Annotated in this window: 16 protein-coding genes; 8 read left to right on the top strand and 8 right to left on the bottom strand. The window is 53.8% G+C overall.

Annotated elements, in window-relative coordinates:
- Positions 1–6 precede the first annotated feature (6 nt).
- Positions 7–951 carry an NADP-dependent oxidoreductase gene (locus HMPREF2756_RS07535; protein WP_210393541.1) on the top strand — a complete coding sequence of 315 codons (945 nt, stop codon included), beginning with the start codon at positions 7–9 and terminating at the stop codon, positions 949–951.
- On the opposite strand, the gene HMPREF2756_RS07530 is transcribed toward HMPREF2756_RS07535, so the two are convergent.
- A complete protein-coding gene (locus HMPREF2756_RS07530; protein ID WP_141747843.1) occupies positions 948–1640 on the bottom strand; it encodes a GNAT family N-acetyltransferase in 693 nt (230 codons plus the stop codon). The two genes, HMPREF2756_RS07535 and HMPREF2756_RS07530, sit on opposite strands and share 4 nt — an antisense overlap.
- 111 nt (positions 1641–1751) lie before the next feature.
- Here HMPREF2756_RS07530 and hrpA point away from each other — a divergent pair, with 111 nt between their 5' ends.
- Positions 1752–6191, top strand: coding sequence for an ATP-dependent RNA helicase HrpA (hrpA, locus tag HMPREF2756_RS07525; protein WP_070619932.1), 4440 nt, complete (start codon positions 1752–1754; stop codon positions 6189–6191).
- A gap of 87 nt (positions 6192–6278) precedes the next feature.
- Here hrpA and HMPREF2756_RS07520 read toward each other — a convergent pair whose 3' ends face one another.
- Positions 6279–6539: a Txe/YoeB family addiction module toxin gene (locus HMPREF2756_RS07520; protein ID WP_070619929.1), complete on the bottom strand. Its 261-nt coding sequence runs from the start codon at positions 6537–6539 to the stop codon at positions 6279–6281.
- A 2-nt stretch (positions 6540–6541) separates the two neighbouring features.
- A complete protein-coding gene (locus HMPREF2756_RS07515; RefSeq protein WP_013398863.1) occupies positions 6542–6796 on the bottom strand; it encodes a type II toxin-antitoxin system Phd/YefM family antitoxin in 255 nt (84 codons plus the stop codon).
- Between the two features lie 141 nt (positions 6797–6937).
- Here HMPREF2756_RS07515 and HMPREF2756_RS07510 point away from each other — a divergent pair, with 141 nt between their 5' ends.
- Both HMPREF2756_RS07510 and HMPREF2756_RS07505 read left to right on the top strand, forming a co-directional pair.
- Entirely contained in the window at positions 6938–7567 is a 630-nt protein-coding gene (locus HMPREF2756_RS07510; RefSeq protein WP_070621032.1) for a hypothetical protein, read from the top strand.
- A 120-nt stretch (positions 7568–7687) separates the two neighbouring features.
- Positions 7688–8326 carry a hypothetical protein gene (locus HMPREF2756_RS07505; protein WP_070619926.1) on the top strand — a complete coding sequence of 213 codons (639 nt, stop codon included), beginning with the start codon at positions 7688–7690 and terminating at the stop codon, positions 8324–8326.
- Between the two features lie 68 nt (positions 8327–8394).
- Here HMPREF2756_RS07505 and HMPREF2756_RS07500 read toward each other — a convergent pair whose 3' ends face one another.
- From HMPREF2756_RS07500 to HMPREF2756_RS07485, 4 genes are all read right to left on the bottom strand, one after another.
- Positions 8395–8655: a type II toxin-antitoxin system Phd/YefM family antitoxin gene (locus HMPREF2756_RS07500; protein ID WP_070619923.1), complete on the bottom strand. Its 261-nt coding sequence runs from the start codon at positions 8653–8655 to the stop codon at positions 8395–8397.
- A gap of 180 nt (positions 8656–8835) precedes the next feature.
- Positions 8836–9762: an LTA synthase family protein gene (locus tag HMPREF2756_RS07495; RefSeq protein WP_141747842.1), complete on the bottom strand. Its 927-nt coding sequence runs from the start codon at positions 9760–9762 to the stop codon at positions 8836–8838.
- Between the two features lie 102 nt (positions 9763–9864).
- Positions 9865–13251, bottom strand: coding sequence for a bifunctional [glutamine synthetase] adenylyltransferase/[glutamine synthetase]-adenylyl-L-tyrosine phosphorylase (locus HMPREF2756_RS07490; RefSeq protein WP_070619917.1), 3387 nt, complete (start codon positions 13249–13251; stop codon positions 9865–9867).
- 27 nt (positions 13252–13278) lie between these two features.
- Positions 13279–14619 carry a glutamine synthetase family protein gene (locus HMPREF2756_RS07485; protein WP_004004410.1) on the bottom strand — a complete coding sequence of 447 codons (1341 nt, stop codon included), beginning with the start codon at positions 14617–14619 and terminating at the stop codon, positions 13279–13281.
- Between the two features lie 480 nt (positions 14620–15099).
- Between HMPREF2756_RS07485 and HMPREF2756_RS07480 the strand changes: the two genes are divergently transcribed.
- The 3 genes from HMPREF2756_RS07480 to panB all read left to right on the top strand — a co-directional run bounded on the left by HMPREF2756_RS07480 (position 15100) and on the right by panB (position 19373).
- The gene (locus tag HMPREF2756_RS07480) at positions 15100–16752 is read left to right on the top strand and encodes a hypothetical protein (RefSeq protein ID WP_070619913.1); all 1653 of its coding nucleotides are present in this window, start codon (positions 15100–15102) and stop codon (positions 16750–16752) included.
- 65 nt (positions 16753–16817) lie between these two features.
- Positions 16818–18350, top strand: a complete 1533-nt coding sequence (locus tag HMPREF2756_RS07475; protein ID WP_070619910.1) for a hypothetical protein — start codon at positions 16818–16820, stop codon at positions 18348–18350.
- 99 nt (positions 18351–18449) lie between these two features.
- On the top strand, positions 18450–19373 hold the full coding sequence (gene panB, locus HMPREF2756_RS07470; protein WP_070621030.1) for a 3-methyl-2-oxobutanoate hydroxymethyltransferase: 924 nt from the start codon (positions 18450–18452) through the stop codon (positions 19371–19373).
- Between the two features lie 107 nt (positions 19374–19480).
- On the opposite strand, the gene HMPREF2756_RS07465 is transcribed toward panB, so the two are convergent.
- Positions 19481–19675 (bottom strand): hypothetical protein, encoded by a 195-nt coding sequence (locus HMPREF2756_RS07465; RefSeq protein ID WP_004004406.1) that lies wholly within the window; start codon positions 19673–19675, stop codon positions 19481–19483.
- Positions 19676–19930: 255 nt separating this feature from the next.
- Here HMPREF2756_RS07465 and map point away from each other — a divergent pair, with 255 nt between their 5' ends.
- Positions 19931–20827, top strand: coding sequence for a type I methionyl aminopeptidase (map, locus tag HMPREF2756_RS07460; RefSeq protein WP_013398852.1), 897 nt, complete (start codon positions 19931–19933; stop codon positions 20825–20827).
- Positions 20828–20850: the final 23 nt, after the last annotated feature.

Here is a 20850-nt window from a genome sequence, read left to right as displayed (position 1 = left end):
CTCATCATGACCATGCACCAGGTACAGCTCACCGTATGGGGTGAGCCCGAGAATCTGCATTTTACAGAGGCTCCTATGCCTTCACCCCTTCGCGGGCATGTTCTTCTCAAAGTTACCGCCGCTGGTGTTAACCCTATAGACCTTACAACGCGCAAGGGATTGGGTCCTGCGGCATCATTGATTAATCTTGACCAAGAACCCGCCGTTTTAGGATGGGATATTGCCGGTTTAGTTTGTGAAACGGCGGGCGATTACACTGGATTCCAGCCAGGCGAGAAGGTTTTCGGGCTGGTGCAGTTTCCGCATCCGGGTAAGGCATATGCCGAATACGTTTTGGCTCCTGCCCATCAGCTTGTGCACGCACCTGCAGGTATTCCCGATGAGCAGCTGGGTGCCGCTCCCCTGGCAGCCTTGACGGCATACCAGGCACTTTTTGAGGTTGCGAAACTTTCTGCCGGCGAGCGCGTGCTAATCCATGCGGGCGCCGGCGGTGTTGGTCATCTCGCGATTCAGCTTGCCCTCAACGCTGGCGCTACAGTTTACGCCACGGCTTCTGAGAAAAACCGTGAGTTTATACAGTCTTTGGGCGCAGAATTTATCGACTACACAACCCAAGATTTCCGGCAGGTTCTAGGTCCTACCCTTGATGTGGTACTGAATTCTACGGGTGCACAAACCTTCGTAGATTCTTTGGATGTACTGGTTCCGGGCGGTCGAATCGTGACCCTCACAAGCCCCGATCCTTTAGAGACTGCACGCGAGCGCGGGTTTACGGCAGAGTGGCTGACGGTGCACCCCGACCGTTATCAGCTGGGTGAGATTGCCCGACTCATGTCGCTGGGGATTGTGAAAGTTCACGTGGATCAGACTTTCCCACTAGAGCAGGCAGCGAAGGCTCATGGGCTTGTAGGCTCCCGTCATGTGCGCGGGAAAGTGGTGCTTGTTCCTTAGGATTCTACGTGTTCTCTGGAAGAAGACGATCCTGAATCTTTATAGGGCTGCTGATGCTCCAGACGATGAGGTGCTGCCAGCATATGGTCCACGTCTCTGTGAAGACGCGCGGCTATGGCGGCATCATAGAGCACGCCGTTGTAGCAGAACTTTTCACGTTCTACGCCTTCAACCACGAACCCCGTATGGCGCGCCACTGCCGCTGATGCCGGGTTATTGGTACGGTACCCAAGCTCTAAACGGCGAACACGTGGGGACCTCGCGGATGTAAGAGCTGAGAAATCGTAGCTGATCTTGGCTTGTTCTGCGGGTTTTCCAGGTGATACAGCGCTATTATCCGACGCGTCTATATTCTGTGCCCAGTCGCCCGCCGCACTCACGCATCGACGTGTTATACCGAGCCCACGGGTTTCTGCCGACATCCAGTAATAAACCCAAGCTCTATCCCAGGTTCCAGAAGGCTGGCGCCCCATACATCTGAAACCTACGCACCCGGCAGCTTGGTTATCAGCTTCCAGACACCATGCTATGTGTTCAGAAGACGGAAGAAGCTCTTCGCAGATGAGAGTTCGTGCATCTTCTACACTACCGAGAGCTGGCATCTGATGTACAAGGTCGGGCGTTGCACGGTATATGTCATAGAGTCTTGAGGCGTCATCTTCCCGCCAAGCCCGCAGTTTTATTTTCATGATCCGCCTCCGCGTTTGAGGTTATTAGTATCTGCTCCAAGATTACACAAGACTTCGCCGAAAATACGGCTTTCTTGGGCACCAAATACAGAAGAGTAAACTAGTAACGATATGTCTGAGCAGAAACCCACCGAACACACAGATACTCCTAAGACCACTCGAACCGCGCCCAGTATGGCGAGTATGGCGGCTGCCATTCATGCGGCGCCGGTGCGCGCACCTCAAAAGCCCGCGCGCACATCCCAAACATCCGATGAGAAACCCGGCGATGCTTCCGCAGCAGAGCCAGGTGCAAAGCGGGATACTTCCCACAAGAATTCCTCGCGTAAAAATAACGCTTCACGCTCCAAAAACCCGCAAAAACGCGCGCATCACAAGAACCACCGGGACCGGCCCGAACAGCGTCCCTACAACCCGCTGATTCCCGCCGAGATTACCTATCCCGAAGAACTGCCCGTCAGCGAGCGCCGCGAAGACATTAAGACGGCTATTCGTGATCACCAGGTCATCATTGTCGCTGGCGAGACCGGCTCGGGTAAGACCACGCAGTTGCCCAAGATGTGCCTGGAACTCGGTCTTGCTGAAAAAGGCATGATTGGGCACACCCAGCCGCGCCGCCTTGCCGCACGTTCGGTGGCGGAGCGCATCGCCGAAGAACTGGGGCAGAAAATTGGTGAGACCGTGGGTTACCAGGTGCGTTTCACCTCTGAGGTGGGCGAGAACAGCGCTATCAAACTCATGACGGACGGTATTCTGCTCGCCGAAATTCAGCACGATAAGCTGCTGCGCAAGTATTCCACGCTCATTATTGACGAGGCACATGAGCGCAGCCTAAATATTGATTTTATTCTGGGGTATCTGAAGCGGATTCTGCCGAAGCGCCCCGATTTGAAGGTCATTATTACCTCCGCAACCATTGATCCTGAACGATTCGCGAGGCATTTCGCACCGAGTTTCGTGCCAGGTAAGGGTGCGGTAGACGATTCTCTCAGCGATGAGGAACGTGAGCTTGCCGAGCAGATTCTTCCCGATGACGCTCCCCCGATTATTGAAGTTTCGGGGCGCACCTACCCGGTGGAGATTCGCTACCGCCCGCTCGATGGGGACGACTACGCTGATGAAGATGAAGGCGACAAAGACCGTGACCCAACCGATGGAATCCTTGCCGCCGTTGAGGAGTTGTCGAAGGAAGCACCTGGCGATATCCTGATTTTCTTCTCGGGCGAGCGCGAAATTCGCGATGCTCACGATGCTTTAGAGTCTTTGGTTGCCAAGTCCCCACGTATGAACTATGAGGTTCTGCCGCTGTATGCGCGTCTGTCTCTCGCGGAGCAGCATCGTGTGTTTACGCCGGGGAGTCGGCCGCGCATCGTGCTGGCGACGAACGTTGCGGAAACTTCGCTGACAGTGCCGGGTATCAAGTATGTGATCGATACCGGTACCGCCCGCATTTCGCGGTATTCGGCGCGCACGAAGGTGCAGCGCCTGCCGATCGAACGGATTTCGCAGGCAAGCGCGAACCAGCGCTCGGGGCGGTGCGGCCGTGTGAGCGATGGTATTGCGATTCGGCTGTATTCTGAGGAGGATTTCGCGTCGCGCAGCGAGTTTACCGACCCGGAGATTCTGCGCACGAACCTGGCGGCCGTTATTTTGCAGATGATTGCGATCGGCGTGGTGCGTGAGCCCGGCGATATTGCGCGTTTCCCGTTTGTGCAGCCGCCCGCATCACGCGCGATTAATGACGGCGTGAATCTGCTGCGTGAGCTTGGGGCGCTTTCTGAAAAACCGGCGCGCACGGATAAAAGGGGGAAGCATCATCGTACTACCTCGACGCTGACCGCTACGGGGCGTGCAATGAGTGCGTTCCCGGTCGATCCGCGCTTGGCACGCATGATTATTGAGGGTTCGCGCCGTGACTGTGCTAAAGAGATGATGGTTCTTGCCGCTGCTTTGACGATTCAGGATCCGCGCGAACGCCCGGCTGAGGTGCGTGGCACTGCCGATGAGATGCACGCCCGTTTCACGGACGATAAATCTGATTTTTCGTCGTTCCTGCTGCTGTGGCAGTACATTAATGAGCGCCAGGCTGAGCTTTCCTCTTCGCAGCTGCGAAAAATGTGCCACCGCGAGTTTATTAACTTTTTGCGTATTCGTGAGTGGCAGGATCTTTTCGCCCAGCTGCGTGAGATGGGGCGCACCGCGAATATCCGCGTGTCGAACGGGCGCGATATTAACGCTTCGGGGCGTGAGGTTGAGATTCATAAGAGCCTGCTTTCGGGTCTGCTCTCGCATGTGGGCGCTAAAGAGGAGCGTGAGAAAACCTACGGCAAAGCCCCGCGTGGTCCGCGCGAATATCTAGGGGCACGCGGCACAAAATTCGCTATCTTCCCAGGTTCCGGGCTTTTCAAACAGAACCCCGATTGGGTGCTTTCTGCCGAGCTTGTGGAGACTTCCCGGCTGTGGGCACGCACAAACGCCGCGATTGAGCCGCAGTGGGTTGAAGAAGTGGGCGGGCACCTGCTGAAAAAGCAGTATTCCGAGCCGCATTGGTCGGCAAGCCGAGGTGCCGCCGTGGCGTATACGAAGGGCACACTGTACGGACTGACGATTTATGCTGACCGTCCAGTGCAGTATTCCCGGGTAGATGCCGCCGCTGCACGTGAGATTTTTATTCGTTCCGCCCTGGTGGAGGGCGATTGGCGCACCCAGCACAAGTTCTACAAGCGCAACCTGCGTGCCCTGGCTGAGGTTGAGGAGCTTGAGGCCCGCCTGCGCCGCCGCGATCTGCGAGTGGATGACGCCGTGCTTTTCGATTTCTATAATGCGCGCATCCCCGAGCATGTGACGGACGTTCGGTCCTTCGATAAATGGTGGAAGCACGCGCGTTTAGAGAACGATAACCTACTCGATTTCAACCCGGAAAACCTTATTAATGAGGATGCCGCCGATTATGACGATTCGCAATTCCCGCGCCAGTGGGTGCAGCGTACCGACGGCGGCGAACTCACTCTGGATCTGCGGTACGAATACGCCCCGGGTGCAGGGTTGGGGGGTGCCCGCACGGATGCGGCAAAACGCGACGGCGTGGCGGTTCAGGTACCGATTCTGTTCTTGAACCAGCTGACCCCCGAGCCGTTCCGCTGGCAGATTCCGGGAATGCGCCATGAACTTTTAACGGCACTCATTAAATCGCTGCCGAAGGCGATTCGCCGTAATTTTGTGCCCGCCCCGGATGTTGCACGCATGGCGCTGGAGTCTTTAGAGGCGGACTACTCCCCCGCGACTGACGAGCTTTTGCCTTCGTTCGCGCTGGTGCTGCGCCGTCTGCGCGGCGTGGTGGTTGAGCCGGATGCCTTCGACTGGGACTCCGTGCCGGATCATCTGAAGTTCACGTTCCAGGTGCGCGATGCCCGCAATAAGATTCTGGGCGAAAGCAAAGATATCCGTGAACTGCAGCAAAAACTCCATGCGCAGATCCGCTCCGCCCTGGCAGATTCGCTGGGCGCTTCTGAAGATACGGTGGCGAAGATGGCGGCGCTCGCAGGTGGGAACTCCGCGCAGGGTACCTCATCGCGAACCGGTTCGGCGCAGCAGGGTGCGAAGAAAAACAGCACAGGATCGGGCGCAAAACCTGGGAAAGCCGCCGCTCAGGGCGCAGGCTCTCAAGATTCTATCCGTGAGACCACGGGTCTGACCGATTTTCCTGGCGAGGAGATTCCACGCAAGGTGCAGCGCATTATTGCGACCCAGGCGGTCAGCGGATACCCGGCACTGGTGGACGAAAAAACAAGCGTGGGCATCCGCATTTTCCCCACCGAGGTCGAGCAGGTGCATTCGCAGCGGCGCGGTATTATTCGTCTTCTGCAGCTGCAGGTGCCCTCGCCTGAGCGGTACGTGAGCGATCACCTGTCAAATAAAGAGAAGATTGTGTTCACACAGAACCCGCACGGCTCGATTGATGAACTGATTCGGGACTGCACGGTTGCCGCACTCGACAAGCTGGTGCCGCATACGCCCGTGTTCACGCGCGCCGAATACCGCGAGCTGTTCGAGCATGTGCGCGCCGAGCTGATCGATACCGTCTTTGAGGTCACCAAGCTGGTTGCCGAAATCCTCTCAGAGGCGGCGGCGCTGCGCAAAGCCATTAAGAAAGCAACCTCATTGAGCACCATGCACGCCGTCTCAGACGTGAAGGGGCAGCTCGATAATCTGGTGTACCCCGGATTCGTGGCGAATACCGGGTACGATCAGCTGGTTCACCTGCCGCGCTATCTGAAGGCCGCGCAGATACGCTTGACGAAGCTGGGACCGAATCTAAACCGAGATAATCAGCTCATGCTCACGGTGCAGGATTTGGAGGACTCCTACGATTCCGCCGTCAAGTCTCTGCCCGAGGGGACTCTTATTCCCGATGCGCTCGCCCGCGTGAACTGGATGCTTGAGGAGCTGCGCGTGAGCTTCTTCGCCCAGGAACTCGGCACGGCGTACACGGTCTCTGAGAAGCGCATCGCCAAGGCTCAGCGTGAGGCGCTGGAACAGGTGAAAAGGTAGGTTTTCGGCAGGCTCTGTCTAGGTTTTCGTTCCTCGAAGGGTTGGTGTTGCCGCAAGATTCTGAATCTTGCGGCAACACCAACCCTTCTACGCGCCATAGTGATATCGGCATGAAGCTATGGCAATAGAGTCATCAGTAAGCTTGTATACGAGACGATGTTCATCAGTAATTCTGCGTGACCACCAGCCTGAAAATTGATGTCTGAGAGCTTCAGGCTTCCCTATACCTTCATTACCATTTCGCTCAACATCTTTGATCAGTGGATTAATGCGCTTGAGAACCTTCCGATCTTGCATCTGCCACCAGAGATAATCGTTCCAAGCGGAATCGTCAAAAATAATTCTCACAACTATTCCTCAACCAGCTGATGCTCAGACCCAAGACCAGCTTCAAGACGGGAGATGGATTCCATAAGACGACGTGCATTAGCCGGGGAACGCATGAGGTAGGCAGTCTCTTGAAGGGATTCGTACTCAGACAATGAGAGAATGACTGCCGGTTCATGCCCGGCACGTGTAATAATAACCTCTTCACGGTGATCTTCAACGTGGTCAAGTACTTCAGCATATCGAGCCCGCGACTCGGTGTAAGACATGGTTTTCATAAACACCTTCCCTCCCTGTACGGTATAATGTACAGAAAGCTTGATAGGAAAGCAATAAAGCTCAGGTATCCATGCACTTGGGTCGGTTTCTCCAGTTATTTCTGCACCAATCCGCAGGTTTTGAACACGTATGATGATGATATGAGTTTTATCGCTACGTTGGTTCTTCTGATAGGTATTAGTGCGGGAAGCAGCTATTTTTACAGACAACATGCCGCGCGGATAAAACCTCAGCCTGATGGAACCGTTCGAGCGAAGCTGCCCGGCTGGTACATCGCGTTTGGTTATTTTCTCATTGCAGCAGGAGTCTTCTTAGCCTTTGCTTCACTTATTTTAAGTTCAGGCAGCAATCCTATGCCCCTAAACATGGCGATTGGCTTTCCTGCTATGACCTTCGGTCTTGGTATCGTGACGATTCTTATGGGTCAGCGCCAATACATTGAAACCGGCGTGGACTATATCGAACGCCGCGCTTGGTACGGCAAAGTTACCCGAATTCCCTTCCATGAGATTGACTCGTACTCGTATAGTCCAGCGGGCCTTGGCGGTTGGCTGGTTCTTAAGACGGCGGATAGACGTAGGATAGCGTTTAACTCTCGTTTTCTACGGGGTGAACGGGTGATTGCTGCGTTGGCGTTTCGCCAGATTAATGGTCGCTGGCCCTCCCCGTATAACCAGGAGGAACAACGAGTCTTAGGAGAGGAATCATCCCTGAGAGCCGCTCAGCAGTACCTTGCGAAGACTCCGAGAGCTCGGGGTTTGCGGAGGTGACGGATACGGTGCCTACAACGTCAAGAGACTCGGAGGTGGGCAAGAAAACCTTGCTCTAAGGTCGGTCCCGCAAGTATCTGGTCTCCTCTTCCTCAGTTTTTGAACACGTATTATGGATATATGACTTTTATTATTACTGCGATTCTTCTGGTGTGTATCGGTGCGGTTAGCGGCTACTTCTATAGAAAACATGCCGCACAGGTAAAACCTCAACCCGATGGAACGATCAGGGCAAAGCTGCCCGGCTGGTACAGATTTTGTGGTTACTTCCTTATTGCTGTGGGAGTGCTCTTTGCCCTTATCACCCCAGCCTTGATCTCGGGCAGTAATCCTATGCCTCCGTATATGGCGTTTGGGATTATTGGAATCTGCTTAGTGTTTGGCACCTGGGCAATTCTCATGGGTCAACGTCAGTATGTTGAAACCGGCGTAGATTATATTGAGCAGTGCACATGGTACGGCAAAGTTACCCGTATCCCCTTTCACGAGATTGATTCGTATGCGTATAGCTCGGGGCATCCTGGTGGATGGCTAGTTCTCAAGACAGCAGATAAGCGCGAGATCGCATTTACGTCCCGGTATCTGCGAGGCGAACGGGTTATGTGTGCACTGGTATTTCGTCAGATTAATGGTCGCTGGCCTTCCCCAACGAGCCCCGAGGATCAGCAGGTTTTGATGCAAGAAGCCTCATTGGCAGCCGCTCCGCAATATCTTACGGAAAACCCCACCGGTCAGAATCTAAGCGGTCAACAGGTATAACGTTCAGCAGGGACATATACATAGAGTCGTCGCCCATTTCGGGAGCGGTTTCTTTATCCAAGAGCGGTTCAAATACCCTCAGATAAAGAAACCGCTCTTGTTTTGTGAATATGCTGCTGCCGGGCTATAGAATCTATGAGGCGACGAGCATTCGTCGGAGAGCTCATGAGATACATAGTTTCTCGAAGTGATTCGTATTCAGAAAGAGGTAAAACCACAATGGATTCATGTCCAGCACGGGTAATCGTAGCTTCCTCACGATGCACTTCGCCGTAGTCGAGAATTTCGGTCAATTGCTCGGCAGATCCGTTATAGAAAAAGTTTTTCATCGCACAATCCTTGAACATTTAGAACAGAAATATATATTTAAACAAGATAGATAAAAACCTTCTAATGTCTATATAAAACACGAAAAACACAATAGTACTGCAAATAGATATTATCAGATCCACAAAAATTAATTTGTGGATCTGATAATAATATTTATATATAAATTATTTCAATTTCGCTCACTCAGGACATTTTCCCCCAAGCTTTACTTCGTATCCTTCATTAAAATATAGATATTCTCGCCGAATATTAGTCCACCTCTTAGTTTCATCATTATACTCTCCTGCAAATACTTGCACACCTTTAGTATCATAGGATACAGGAAATACAGATTTCGCAAAAAATTCAGATTTTCCGTTAATAACCCTATCACCGTATACACACGCCACGTAGCCCTCATTATTGCCGCTATTAATGACTGACAATATATTTTCTGGCTGCCATAAAAGAACAATTATCATGACACCCACAAGGAATCTGGTAATCCAAGAGCGGCGGTCCCTTTCTTCCCTAATCCCAAACATCCTTAAGAGCCACATAAGGCTTGGTAGCACAATAATAAAATAAAATACCGAAATACATACCATCACTGAATAATATATAAAATAATCGAATGCTATACGCGGATTGGTCAAATACCCACCCGATAGAAAAGTGAGTATAAAAACAGTAAAAAGAGAACCTATTATACATATAGCAAAAACAGTGAATACCCAGAGAATTCTCTTTCGTACAGGTTGCCCATGCCATTTTTTCTCGAGTAGCCACGTAGAAGCATGTGCTGGTATAAAGAATAAGGCAGTGAAAGATAATATGACTACCGCTAAGGTTACAACAATCTTAATAATACCCGTTGAAAATATATAAGCTTGAACATACTCTATCGAAGCCCCAATATCCCCGGAGAAAACAGAAGAGTACCCACCAATCAAAAGCGCAATCGTCAGAGTAAAAGATCCCCCTGATATTAACAACCACCATTGTTTTATAAAGTCAAAAAAATTACCAACGGGACTTTTATGTTCTTTAGACTTATTTATGGTGGCTGAAAATAGTTTTGATTCGTTTCTTAGAAACCGACTTTGCCTCCATAACGAGGACATCATAACATCCTTTCTGTGGTTATATACCACTTTCTAACTATATTATACATTAACCACATGTTGAGATATTAATCAACTAACATTGTGAATACATTCTATAAATATTTATCCCTCAAAGAAAAGCCTTTCATAAACTTTCCTAGCATTTCGGGTAACTCGTAAATAATCTTCTTCTAACTGGCGGGCGCTGCCTGGGGTGTAGCCGCTCCAGCGGGCAACCGCCTCCAAAGCATCGCGCAGAGTCGGCAGCAGATCGGACTGGCGCACACCACGCAGCACATTACCGCCGCGAATCTTGGTCGCCAGCAACCACGCATCCCGCAGAACCTCAGCATCTTCGGCAGCCACCAGGTTAGCTTCCACGGCGGCGTCCAATGCTTCCAGAGTCGAGGTCGTGCGAAGCCCCTCAACCTTATGGGCGTGCTGCAGCTGAATCAGCTGAACCAGCCACTCCACATCCGAGAGCCCGCCGCGCCCCAGCTTCAACTGCCGGGTACGGTCCGCACCGTGCGGCATCCGCTCATGCTCCACGCGCGCCTTCATGCGCCGCACCTGCTGCGCCTGTTCTACCGTGAACTCACGCGGGTACCGGTACGGGTCAATCAGCTCGACAAACGCGCTCCCCAAGTCCTCAGAACCAGCGATCGGGCGCGCCCGCAAGAGCGCCTGAAACTCCCAGGTCTCAGCCCAGCGCTCATAGTAGGCGCGGTACGAATCCAGCGAGCGCACCAGCGCCCCCTGCTTACCTTCCGGGCGCAAATCCGCGTCCACCTCAAGCGGGCGTTCGGCACGGATTGCCGGGCGTACCGGCTGTTTAATCAGCTGCATTAGCCGGTTCACAATGCGGTTCGCCTGCGTCTGAGCTTCACCCTCGTCAGCCCCCTCCACAGGCCGGTGCACAAACATCACGTCCGCATCCGAACCGAAGCCGTTCTCTGCACCGCCTAGGCGGCCCATCGCAATTACCGTGATCTCGGTTATTAGCGGATTCCGCTGTTCGTCTTTGGGGTTCTCCCCCGCCGCATCTTGAGAATCGTGCTGCGGTGCGTCGCTCTTCTGGGGCGTGGTTTTCTCGTCACGCTCCCCTGCGTTGACCTCTTCACGTTCCGCCAGGGCTAGCGCCGCGCCGATGGTGCACTCGTCCACGGTCGCCAGCCCGGTGCACACCTGCTGCACGCTCAGCAGGTTCAGGGCGTCCCCCATCGCAATACGAAGAATCTCGCGGCGGCGCAGGTACCGTACTGCGCGCATAGCGTCCGCAGAATCTTCATGTCGTGATAGGAGCGAGGTAATTTCGGCCTTGAGCGCGCCCGCACTCAGCGGCTGCAGGTCGGCAACCTTATCAAGCCAGGTGATAGAGGTGGGCGCGTCTTCCAGCAGGTCGGTAATATACCGTGAGCTTGAGAGTATGTGGCATAGCCGCTCCGCTGCAGCGGGTGAATCGCGAAGCATACGCAGGTACCAGCTCGTGGTGCCCAAAGACTCTGAGACCAGGCGAAACCCCAGCAGCCCGGCGTCTGCATCCACGCCCTCAGCAAACCAGCCCAAGAGCACAGGCATCAGATGCCGTTGAATCTCGGCGCGGCGGCTGACCCCGTTGGTGAGCGCTTCGATATGCCGCATGGCTCCGCGCGGGTCGCGGTAGCCGAGAGCAGCCAGACGGTCCTGCGCCGCCTGGTCAGAAAGCGCCACTTCATCGCGGCTCAGGGTTGAAACCGCGGCCAGCAGCGGGCGGAAGAAAATACGTTCGTGCAGGGAACGCACATTGCGTTTGAGTTTCCGCCATGCTTTGAGCATCTGCTCAGCCGAGAGCGTTCCCATACGCTCAGCGGGCACTAAGGAGCGGGCAAGAGCGCGCTGTTCTCCGGCGCGGTCGGGCATCAGGTGGGTGCGGCGCAAGTGCATAAGCTGAATGCGGTGCTCCAGCAGACGCAATTTCTTGTAGTCGCGTGAGAACGCTTCGGTATCGGCGCGACTAATGTAACTGGCACGGGTAAGTGCGGCAAGCGAATCCAGGGTAGATTTGGTACGCACCGCAGGGTCGGTTCGCCCGTGCACCAGCTGCAAAAGCTGAACTGTGAACTCAACATCGCGCAGACCACCGGGACCGAGTTTTATTTGACGTTCCAGCTGAGCGGCAGGAATATTATCGGTCACGCGAGCGCGCATAGCCTGCACAGATTCCACGAAGGAATCCCGAGCGGCTGATTCCCACACGAACGGCTCGATTGCGCGCGCGTATTTTTCACCTAAATGCGCAGACCCAGCGATCGGTCGGGCTTTCAAAAGCGCCTGAAACTCCCAGTTCTCAGCCCAACGCTTGTAGTACCGCACATAGGATTCGACGGTGCGCACCAGCGGCCCGTCCTTGCCTTCTGGGCGCAGATTCGCGTCCACCTCCCACAGTGGAGGCTCAGCGGCAGGCGCCATGATCGCCTTCGTTAGCGCATGCACCAGCTCAGTACCGATCTGGGCGCAGTCCTGCTCGGTGAGGGGTTCTACTCCCTCAGGCAGTTCGCTGGCGGGAACGGGTGCTATCACATACACCACATCTACATCAGAAATATAGTTCAGCTCGCGCGCCCCGCATTTGCCCATACCGATAATTGCCAAGTCCAGGGCCTCTACGGATGCGCCCCGAGCAGGTGCCGCGCACAGTCCACCGCCCAGACCCTCAGCAACTTCGGTGCGGGCTATCGCGAGCGCCCCCTCCAGAGCGGCGGAGGCAAGATCAGCAAGATGCCGTCCAACCGTGGGCATAAGTTCCACAGGATCGGGCGAACACACATCAACAAGCGCAATTTTCGTGAGTGCGGCACGGTACGCCACGCGCAGCGCCGTATACCCGTCTTTACCCGTCATCTCACGTGATGCGCGCGGCCGCTCATCGTCGGGATTTGCACCCACAGCTTCCAACAGATCCGTACGGTATGCGGTTGCCAGCGGGGCCGTAGGCTCATCAATATCGTCGAGCTTTTTACCCCCGGCAGTACCGCTGTACCCGCGAATATGCGGGGTTTCTTCAACATCGTGCGGGTCTATCTGCGGCTCAATATCCTCCGCCTGAACGGTGCTGGGCTCTTGAGTGGCGATAAGCTCGGGTTCAGAGTCTAGCCCGTGGCTGTCGAGAACATGGTCGATTAAATGCGGGTTGCGGTACAGAAAATCGCCCAATGCCTGCGAAGAGCCCAAAAGCCGGAACATGCTAAATTCGGCATCCCCGCGGTTCGCGCGCTCCGCCGTTGCGGGGTGCTTTTCGATAAGCCTCACCAACGAAGGTAACGCGATATCCGGCGAGGGTGCCCAGCGCAGCCCGGCAAAGAGGGCATCCGTATTAACTTGGGCGAGTTCGGGGGAATCAAGCCAGCGCTCGCTCTTTGCGGCATCGTAGAACCCAGCGGCGACCATGCGCGTGCGCCTGCGTGCGTGTTCTTGACGTTCCGCATCCGCCGGTGCCGCCGTTGTGCCTTCAGTAGGTTGCTGCTCTGGCATGGTCCCCTCCCGAAACTCGCCTATCCGCTAGAGAATACCCAGATTATGCTTGAGCTCGTACGGGGTGACCTGCGCCTGGTATTGCTCCCAATCGGCACGCTTATTGCGTAAGAATTGTTCGAAAACCTGCTCCCCCAGAGCCTCTGCCATAAATTCGGAGTCCTCGGTACGGTTAATAGCCTCACGCAGAGAAGCAGGCAGCGGGTTGTACCCCATAGCGCGGCGTTCTGCAGTTGTCATAGCGGCAAGGTCTTCAGTCACGGCAGGCATAAGCTCATACTCGTGCTCAATACCTTTGAGCCCTGCGGCGAGAATTACCGCATATGCCAGGTAAGGGTTCGAGGCCGAATCAAGCCCGCGGTATTCGATGCGCGCCGCCTGCATCTTATTTGGCTTATAGAGCGGTACACGCACCAGCGCCGACCTGTTATTGTGTCCCCATGACACGTAGCTGGGTGCTTCCCCGCCGCCCCACAGCCGCTTGTATGAGTTGATGAACTGATTGGTGACCGAGGTAAACTCCGGGGCATGCTTGAGTACCCCGGCAATAAAGTGCCGTGCCGTCTTTGAGAGACGATACTCAGCCCCGGCCTCAAAGAAAGCGTTGGTATCGCCCTCGAAAAGCGAGAAATGGGTGTGCATACCGCTGCCGGCATATTTGGTGAAAGGCTTGGGCATGAACGTTGCGTAAAGATCCCGCGTGTACGCAACCTCTTTGATAACGGTACGGAACGTCATTACATTATCGGCGGTCTGCAAGGCATCAGCATGGCGCAGGTCGATCTCGTTCTGCCCGGGACCAGTTTCATGGTGGCTAAACTCCACCGAGATACCAACCTCTTCAAGCATGGTCACCGCTTTGCGACGGAAATCCTGTACAATCCCGCCGGGCGTGTGATCAAAATAGGATTCATAGTCTACCGGTACCGGAAAACCGTCATCACCCAGCTGGGCAGATTTGAGCAGATAAAACTCAATTTCGGGCGAGGTATAGCAAGTGAACCCCATTTCAGCAGCTTTGTTGAGGGTTCGCTTGAGTACGCCGCGAGTGTCGGATGCGCTCGCCTCACCATCGGGTGTAAGAATATCGCAGAACATGCGGGAGGTATGGTCTTCAATCCCGCGCCAAGGCAATATCTGGAATGTGGAGGGATCGGGTTGAAGCAACATATCGGATTCGTACACGCGTGAAAGACCCTCAATAGAGGAACCGTCAAAGCCGAGTCCTTCCTCGAAGGCGCTTTCAACCTCAGCTGGGGCTAATGCCACGGATTTGAGGGTTCCCACCACGTCGGTAAACCACAGCCGAATAAAGCGAATGTCGCGCTCTTCGATGGTGCGCAGTACAAATTCCTGTTGACGGTCCATAGATATCTCCCTGTATTCCGGGCGGTAGCTGACTCGGCGGTGAGTGATGCCGTGCTCACGCATATGTTGGTGCCGCAAGACGCGAGTGCGCTGGCACGGTTTATGTCTCTTTCTAGACTATCGGTTTCTTCCCGCAAACGCCTGATGTTCAGGTTTCGTTTATGTAAATTCTGTGGGTCAGGTAGGCGGGTTTAGCTCAGTTGTTGTATGTTCCGCGTTTTACCCAGCCTTAAATACTGAACCACAAGAGGCGGGCTTTTGGCTGAGAAAGTAGACCTCTCTCGTTCCCAACCAAAAAAGCCCGCTTCATATGCACACAGTAGTTTATTCCCCCAAAATTCACGTTCAATTCACGCTAACGGGCGCTGAGCTGTCCGGCAAGTCGCCTAATATAGAAGTTATTGGGTGACTTCCATCACTTCAAAGTTTTGCGGACATCCCAACCACGAAATCACTGAATACGTTCCAGAGGAAATACACATGAGCATTGCAGAAATATGCAGATTGATAGCTATAGCGTTCATGTACATCGTATGTTTTATCGTTTTAGGAATTCCCGTTCTCATTTTCGCTGGATTTATCGTATGCGCCCTTCTAGCTATACCCCTCACGCCAATCCTATGGGTCATAGACAAGTTCCGGAACCGAAATCCTACCCCGGTTCCAGAGACTCCCAAAAACCCGTTTAAACTCGACGAAATTACCTGGGCTCTATCGCCTCGCCAACTGCGCGACCGGCATGAACTGTATATACGATGGGCGCATCGTATTTACCTCAATATCGCTATCCGCCCCGATAACCTCAAAAAATCCGCGTTGGACGATGCCTACTCTGAAGCTGTCCGTGTTGACATTCTGCGAGCCTACACGGCCTTGAACAGATATGAATACGCGCTAGATGCTAAATCTCCTCAACCGCAGAAACTCCGTCAGGCGAGTACCGACGCTCTCGGATACTCTCGGGGTGTTATACGTCAGACAGGTTTGATACTTGGAGATTGGAAAGAACCGCGAAATATATCCGCAAAAATCTTTAAAGGGCAAGAAGCTAAGGTACAAGAACTTTGCGGCATCCGTGATGAAACCGAACAGCATCTTTCCACCGCACTATCGCAACATAAGAACAGTGTTTTTCCCCACCAGATTGCTTGTGCGGTACTTGCCGCCGCAACACAGGTTCTAGAGGCAGCGCAGCATAAACTCGCCGAACATCCGCATATTCGCGGGGATGCGGCACGAACTTACCTGCACCACGAAATTCAACGTGCAATATGCGGCGTTAGGACTATATTGACGGCGTTGCAAGAAGCCCTTGATGCATGCGAGGAGTACTGCCGTGCCGCCCCCGAAGCGCAGACTGCCGTTGAACTTCTTGAAGCGGCGCAGTACGGAGCCGAAGAACGCCGCAACCGTTTTTATCGGCAAATTGTTAGCCACCGTGCCGAACAGCTCGAAGAAATCCTAGCAACAACTGGCAAAGCACCCGCTGACCTGCCGCAGAATCATGAGATTCGAGACCGTATAACGAGCTTTTGCATAGATCTTCTTGCCGAGTTGAAGCCGGTACTTTCAGAGGAGTCTTATACACGCTGCGAGCGCCTTATTCAACGCCTATGCATAACGCAGATACGACGCGAATACGGTTACACAAAGCTCCTTCTTGCTGGGGAATACGCGCCGCTGAATACACATGAGCTCTGCACGGCTATGCTGAATCAGTATGCTTGCCAAATACTTCTAGAGAATAAAGATGATCTATCGGGCTCTTTAGAGTACCTGGTTAATCTGGTGAAACAATTACGGCATACGCGAGAGGAAATGCTGCAAACATACGACGGCTACTTCCCCGATATGACACCAGATTCCCCAAGCCAAAAACGGTTTGTGACGGCGCTAAGCTACGAGCTTCTTGTATCTGACACCGAAATGTATGCGACATATGACGAATGCCAGCGTATGCTCGAACGCGATAAGCGCAGCAGACTGCAGCCCGATTCAGAGGAATATCATTACTGGATGCTGCAAAATCCTAGTTGGTTTTATCATTCCCTGTATAAGGATGACTTTTTTGTACCCTGGCATAAGGTGTGGGAGGAGCCAGACTGCCCACGACCGGACTATCTGAAGGTCTGATACTCGGTTCATCACGTCGTATAAAGTGGCGAAGCTGCCCTTCGTAAAACCAGGAAGGAATAATTGTGGAGTATCTTATTTTCAGCGGCGCCTTCATGCTCGTTATGTTCAGTATCATCTGGCTTATTTCTTATATCTCTTCTTTCAAAGAACCCTGTCCTTTACCCAATGGAGTCTATGAGCCCGAGTTTATCGTGGCCGATCCGTATGCGCTCTCGGCAGTCGCACTCTCTCCCCAAGGGTTCGCCCCTGCCAACGCTCACCCCTCAATTTTCGAGCTATCGCAGGCGGAACTCATGCACAGATGCACCGCATGGTACCGCGAAGCTGTATACGCCGCCCAATATTTTCAGCTGCTACGAGAACGGGCGCAGATAGCCCAAGTTCGAGTCAGCAAAGCCGTCAGTCGTGACTATCTGGAAGATACCGATAGTTTCATCCGGAATATGCACGCTGCATATTATGCTTTCGCGACTACGGTGCACAGAGACGATCAAGCCCTCAAAACCGCTGTAGCGCAGTCTCTTAGCTGTTCCTTCGGAGTGCTCTTGAGCATTGCCTATTTGCCCGTTCCCGAAAGTTATCTCACCGATGAAAAACTCGCGCATATCGCCGACTGTGCTCGGGAGCACCAACAGGCTTTATCGCGCCAAATTCACGATCTTGAGACACGCTATCCAGCCATTACCTCATTCCCATTTGATGTACTACATAGGCACCTTCGCCTAGCCCAAACGCTGCACGAGAATACACACCATGAACGATATCTCCAAGGTGCCCAGACGATTTATCGACACCTCACTCTGCTCACGGATGCATTCGACTCCGCACAATCACAGCTGAGCCCAACGCTGAAAACCCTTGAGCGTCTGCTTCAGCAGATTGATATTGACCACGCATCAGAGCATTTTCAGACACTTACCGAATATCGTGCAAGGCTCACCGAGCTACAATCGGCGGTGCCATCACAAGACCCCATCACCGTACTAGTACAGGCAACACAGCTTACTCTCGATATTGTCAAAGCTTTCGGATACGCATTTTCCGCAGACACTAAAAACGATGCGCGCGCCCTCCTGAGCACCACTACCGAAACACTTATCTCGGCTAATCTAGCCCGCACCAACGTGTACACGCTCGGTCGCCTTCTGCCTATAAGCCCAGAGCTTCGCGCCGCCCTCTCTCAGGCACATGTTCAGGTACCCCAACTCTACGAGATGATGTCGCTTAGCCAGATGGTCCGCGAGTGCGAACACCTCATGAAATCCGCATCTGCGCTGCACCATCGCGCCCGCACTGAATATCACGAAAAATTCTCAGCCTTTACGCATGAAGAAATTCTCTCGACTGTAACGGAGGCTCTGACCCAGTCTTCAGCCGAACTGCAAGCCCAAGCACAACGCTGTCTTGAACAATTCCAATGTGATGCGCTCGCCGCTGAGAAACGAGGCTCCGGTACCGACCCTCTCGTGTACTGGCCCCCTGCTCTCACACAAGATACCATTTTCCTCTTCCACGCAGAACGTCACGGTTGGCGCTGGGGCTGGCGAAAGTCCCTTGTCAGAGGCGACTACTCTCCATTACGCGCCCTGTACTAAATCAGATGATGGGTGTTTTGGTATGCCATAGCATCAGGCGTTATCTATCAGCGAACCGCTCCCCAGCACTACCGGAGCAACCACGATAAAATAGACCCCATGAGCGAGAACGAAAACGCCCCTTACGCACCATCCGCGTCTGCCGCATCTGCACAGCACCCGCACAACGCGACGAGCGCCGCCCCCACAGGAACCGGGGATAAGCCTTTCAACCTTGAAGCGGTGAAGAAAGTGCGTACCCTCCACCTCGCGCAAGCCAAAGCTGCGGGCGAAAAGTTCTCAATGCTCACCTGCTATGACTTCTTAACAGCCCAGATTTTTGACCGCTCGGGAATCGATATGCTTCTTATCGGTGACTCCGCCGCTAATGTCGTCTACGGATATGAGTCCACTCTCACCGTTACTCTTGACGAGATGATTCCGCTCGTAGCCTCAGTAGCACGCGGCGCATCCCGCGCTATGGTGGTTGCTGATCTCCCCTTCGGCAGCTATGAGCAGTCTCCCGCACAAGCAGTCGCCTCGGCGGCGCGCCTCATGAAAGAAGGCGGGGCACACGCTATCAAAATCGAGGCCAACGCCGCTATGACCGAGTGGGTTCGTGCCATAGTTCGTGCAGGTATTCCGGTTGTCGCACACGTCGGTTTCACCCCGCAGTCGGAGCATGCTCTCGGGGGTTTCCGGGTGCAGGGCCGCGGCGAAAAAAGCGATGCCGTTGTTGCGGATGCACGCGCCCTCGCCGAAGCTGGCGCATTCTGTGTGCTTCTTGAAATGGTGACTACAGAGACCGCGCGCCGCGTTGATCAGGCGGTGGGCGCAGTTCCTACTATCGGTATTGGCGCAAGCAACGTCACTACCGGTCAGGTGCTTGTCTGGCAAGACGCTATGGGAATGCGCGAGGGCAAACTCCCTAAGTTCGTCAAACAATTCGCGCAGATCGGTTCGCTTCTTGAAGATGCGGCACGTGCCTACCGCGCCGAGGTGCGCTCGGGTGAGTTCCCCGCCCAAGAACACACTTTTGAGTAGGATCTCCTCAGAAAAACCGTCTTAGGGGGCAGCGGAAAATCTACAAAGCACAAGAGCCAGCCTCACACGCGGTGAGTCTGGCTCTTATAGATTTGCGCGGAAATCGGCTAGTCCTGGTTATCCCATTCTTCATTACGCTTCTGCGCTGTTTCCATGGCCTTTTCGGCCTCTTCGCGTGTCGCATAAGGACCCCACAGGTGGGTAATCTTACTCTGCTGCCCTTCTTCTACCTGCCCAGTAAAGGTGTTGTACCAGTACTGCACCGGGTGCGGGCCGGGGGTGATGTCTTCAGTAATGCTCATTATTCTCCTTCAGCATGCCCACGCTTGCGCTTTGGTGGCAGAAAACTATGCGGGTTTTCTATGCCCTTTACAGTAACGTATTTACACATCTTTTACATCCTCATGTACCGTTTCACTATTTTTCGTGGACTACTCTATAGCCGTTTTAGAGCTTGTGCGCGCATGATGAAAAATATTCTGCATATATGGAAAAAGGTTCGGGTTTTGTATGGGGTACCTAGCGATACACCTGTGTTCTGCCGGTAAGATAATTTTATGGCTACTTCTCATAATCTTCCCGCAGAACCGGGTGCCGCGCCCATAGGGTGCCTGACCCCCGGAGTTGTCACCCCCATGCGCACTGTACCGGCAGATATTGTTCGCCCCGAATACGTGGGGAAGAAAACCCCCAATGAGGGCAACGACTCAAATATGTACACCCCTGAAGAGGTTGAGAGAGTACGTGCAGCGGGTAAGGTTGCTGCAGGCGCTATTGTGGAAGCGGCAAAGATTGCCGTCCCGGGCACGACAACCGATCAGATCGATGTGCTGATCCACGAGTATATTTGCGATCACGGTGCCTACCCCTCCACCCTGGATTACCGCGGCTACCCGAAATCGGTATGCACATCACTGAATGAGGTTATTTGCCACGGCATTCCAGACTCCACGGTACTTGAGGACGGCGACATTCTGAACCTTGACGTCACCGCATACCTTGGTGGAATGCACGGCGACACCAATAAAACCTTGTTGGTGGGCAATGTCGATGAAGAATCCCGTCTGCTGGTCGAACGTACTGAAGAAGCCCTCAACCGTGCGATGAAGGCGGTTAAACCGGGCCGTCAGATCAACGTTATCGGTCGCGTGATTGAAAAATACGCGGCGCGTTTTGGATACGGTGTAGTGCGTGACTATACCGGGCACGGCGTGGGGCGCGAATTCCACTCGGGCCTTATTATCCCGCACTACGATGCGGCACCCGCCTATGATATGGAAATCAAAGAGGGCATGATCTTCACCATCGAACCCATGCTGACCCTCGGCACGATCGAATGGGATCTGTGGGATGACGATTGGACTGTGGTCACCCGCGATCGCAAACGCACCGCCCAATTTGAGCACACCATGGTTGTCACAGCAGACGGCGTGGATGTTCTCACCCTGCCTTAGTTTCCTCCCAATAACACAGACAC

It is taken from the genome of Rothia sp. HMSC067H10 (assembly GCF_001810635.1).
In the GTDB taxonomy this organism is placed as follows: Bacteria; Actinomycetota; Actinomycetes; order Actinomycetales; family Micrococcaceae; genus Rothia; species Rothia dentocariosa.
The sequence above is the reverse complement of the archived record's forward strand: the minus strand, read 5'-3'. Positions and strand labels throughout refer to the sequence as shown.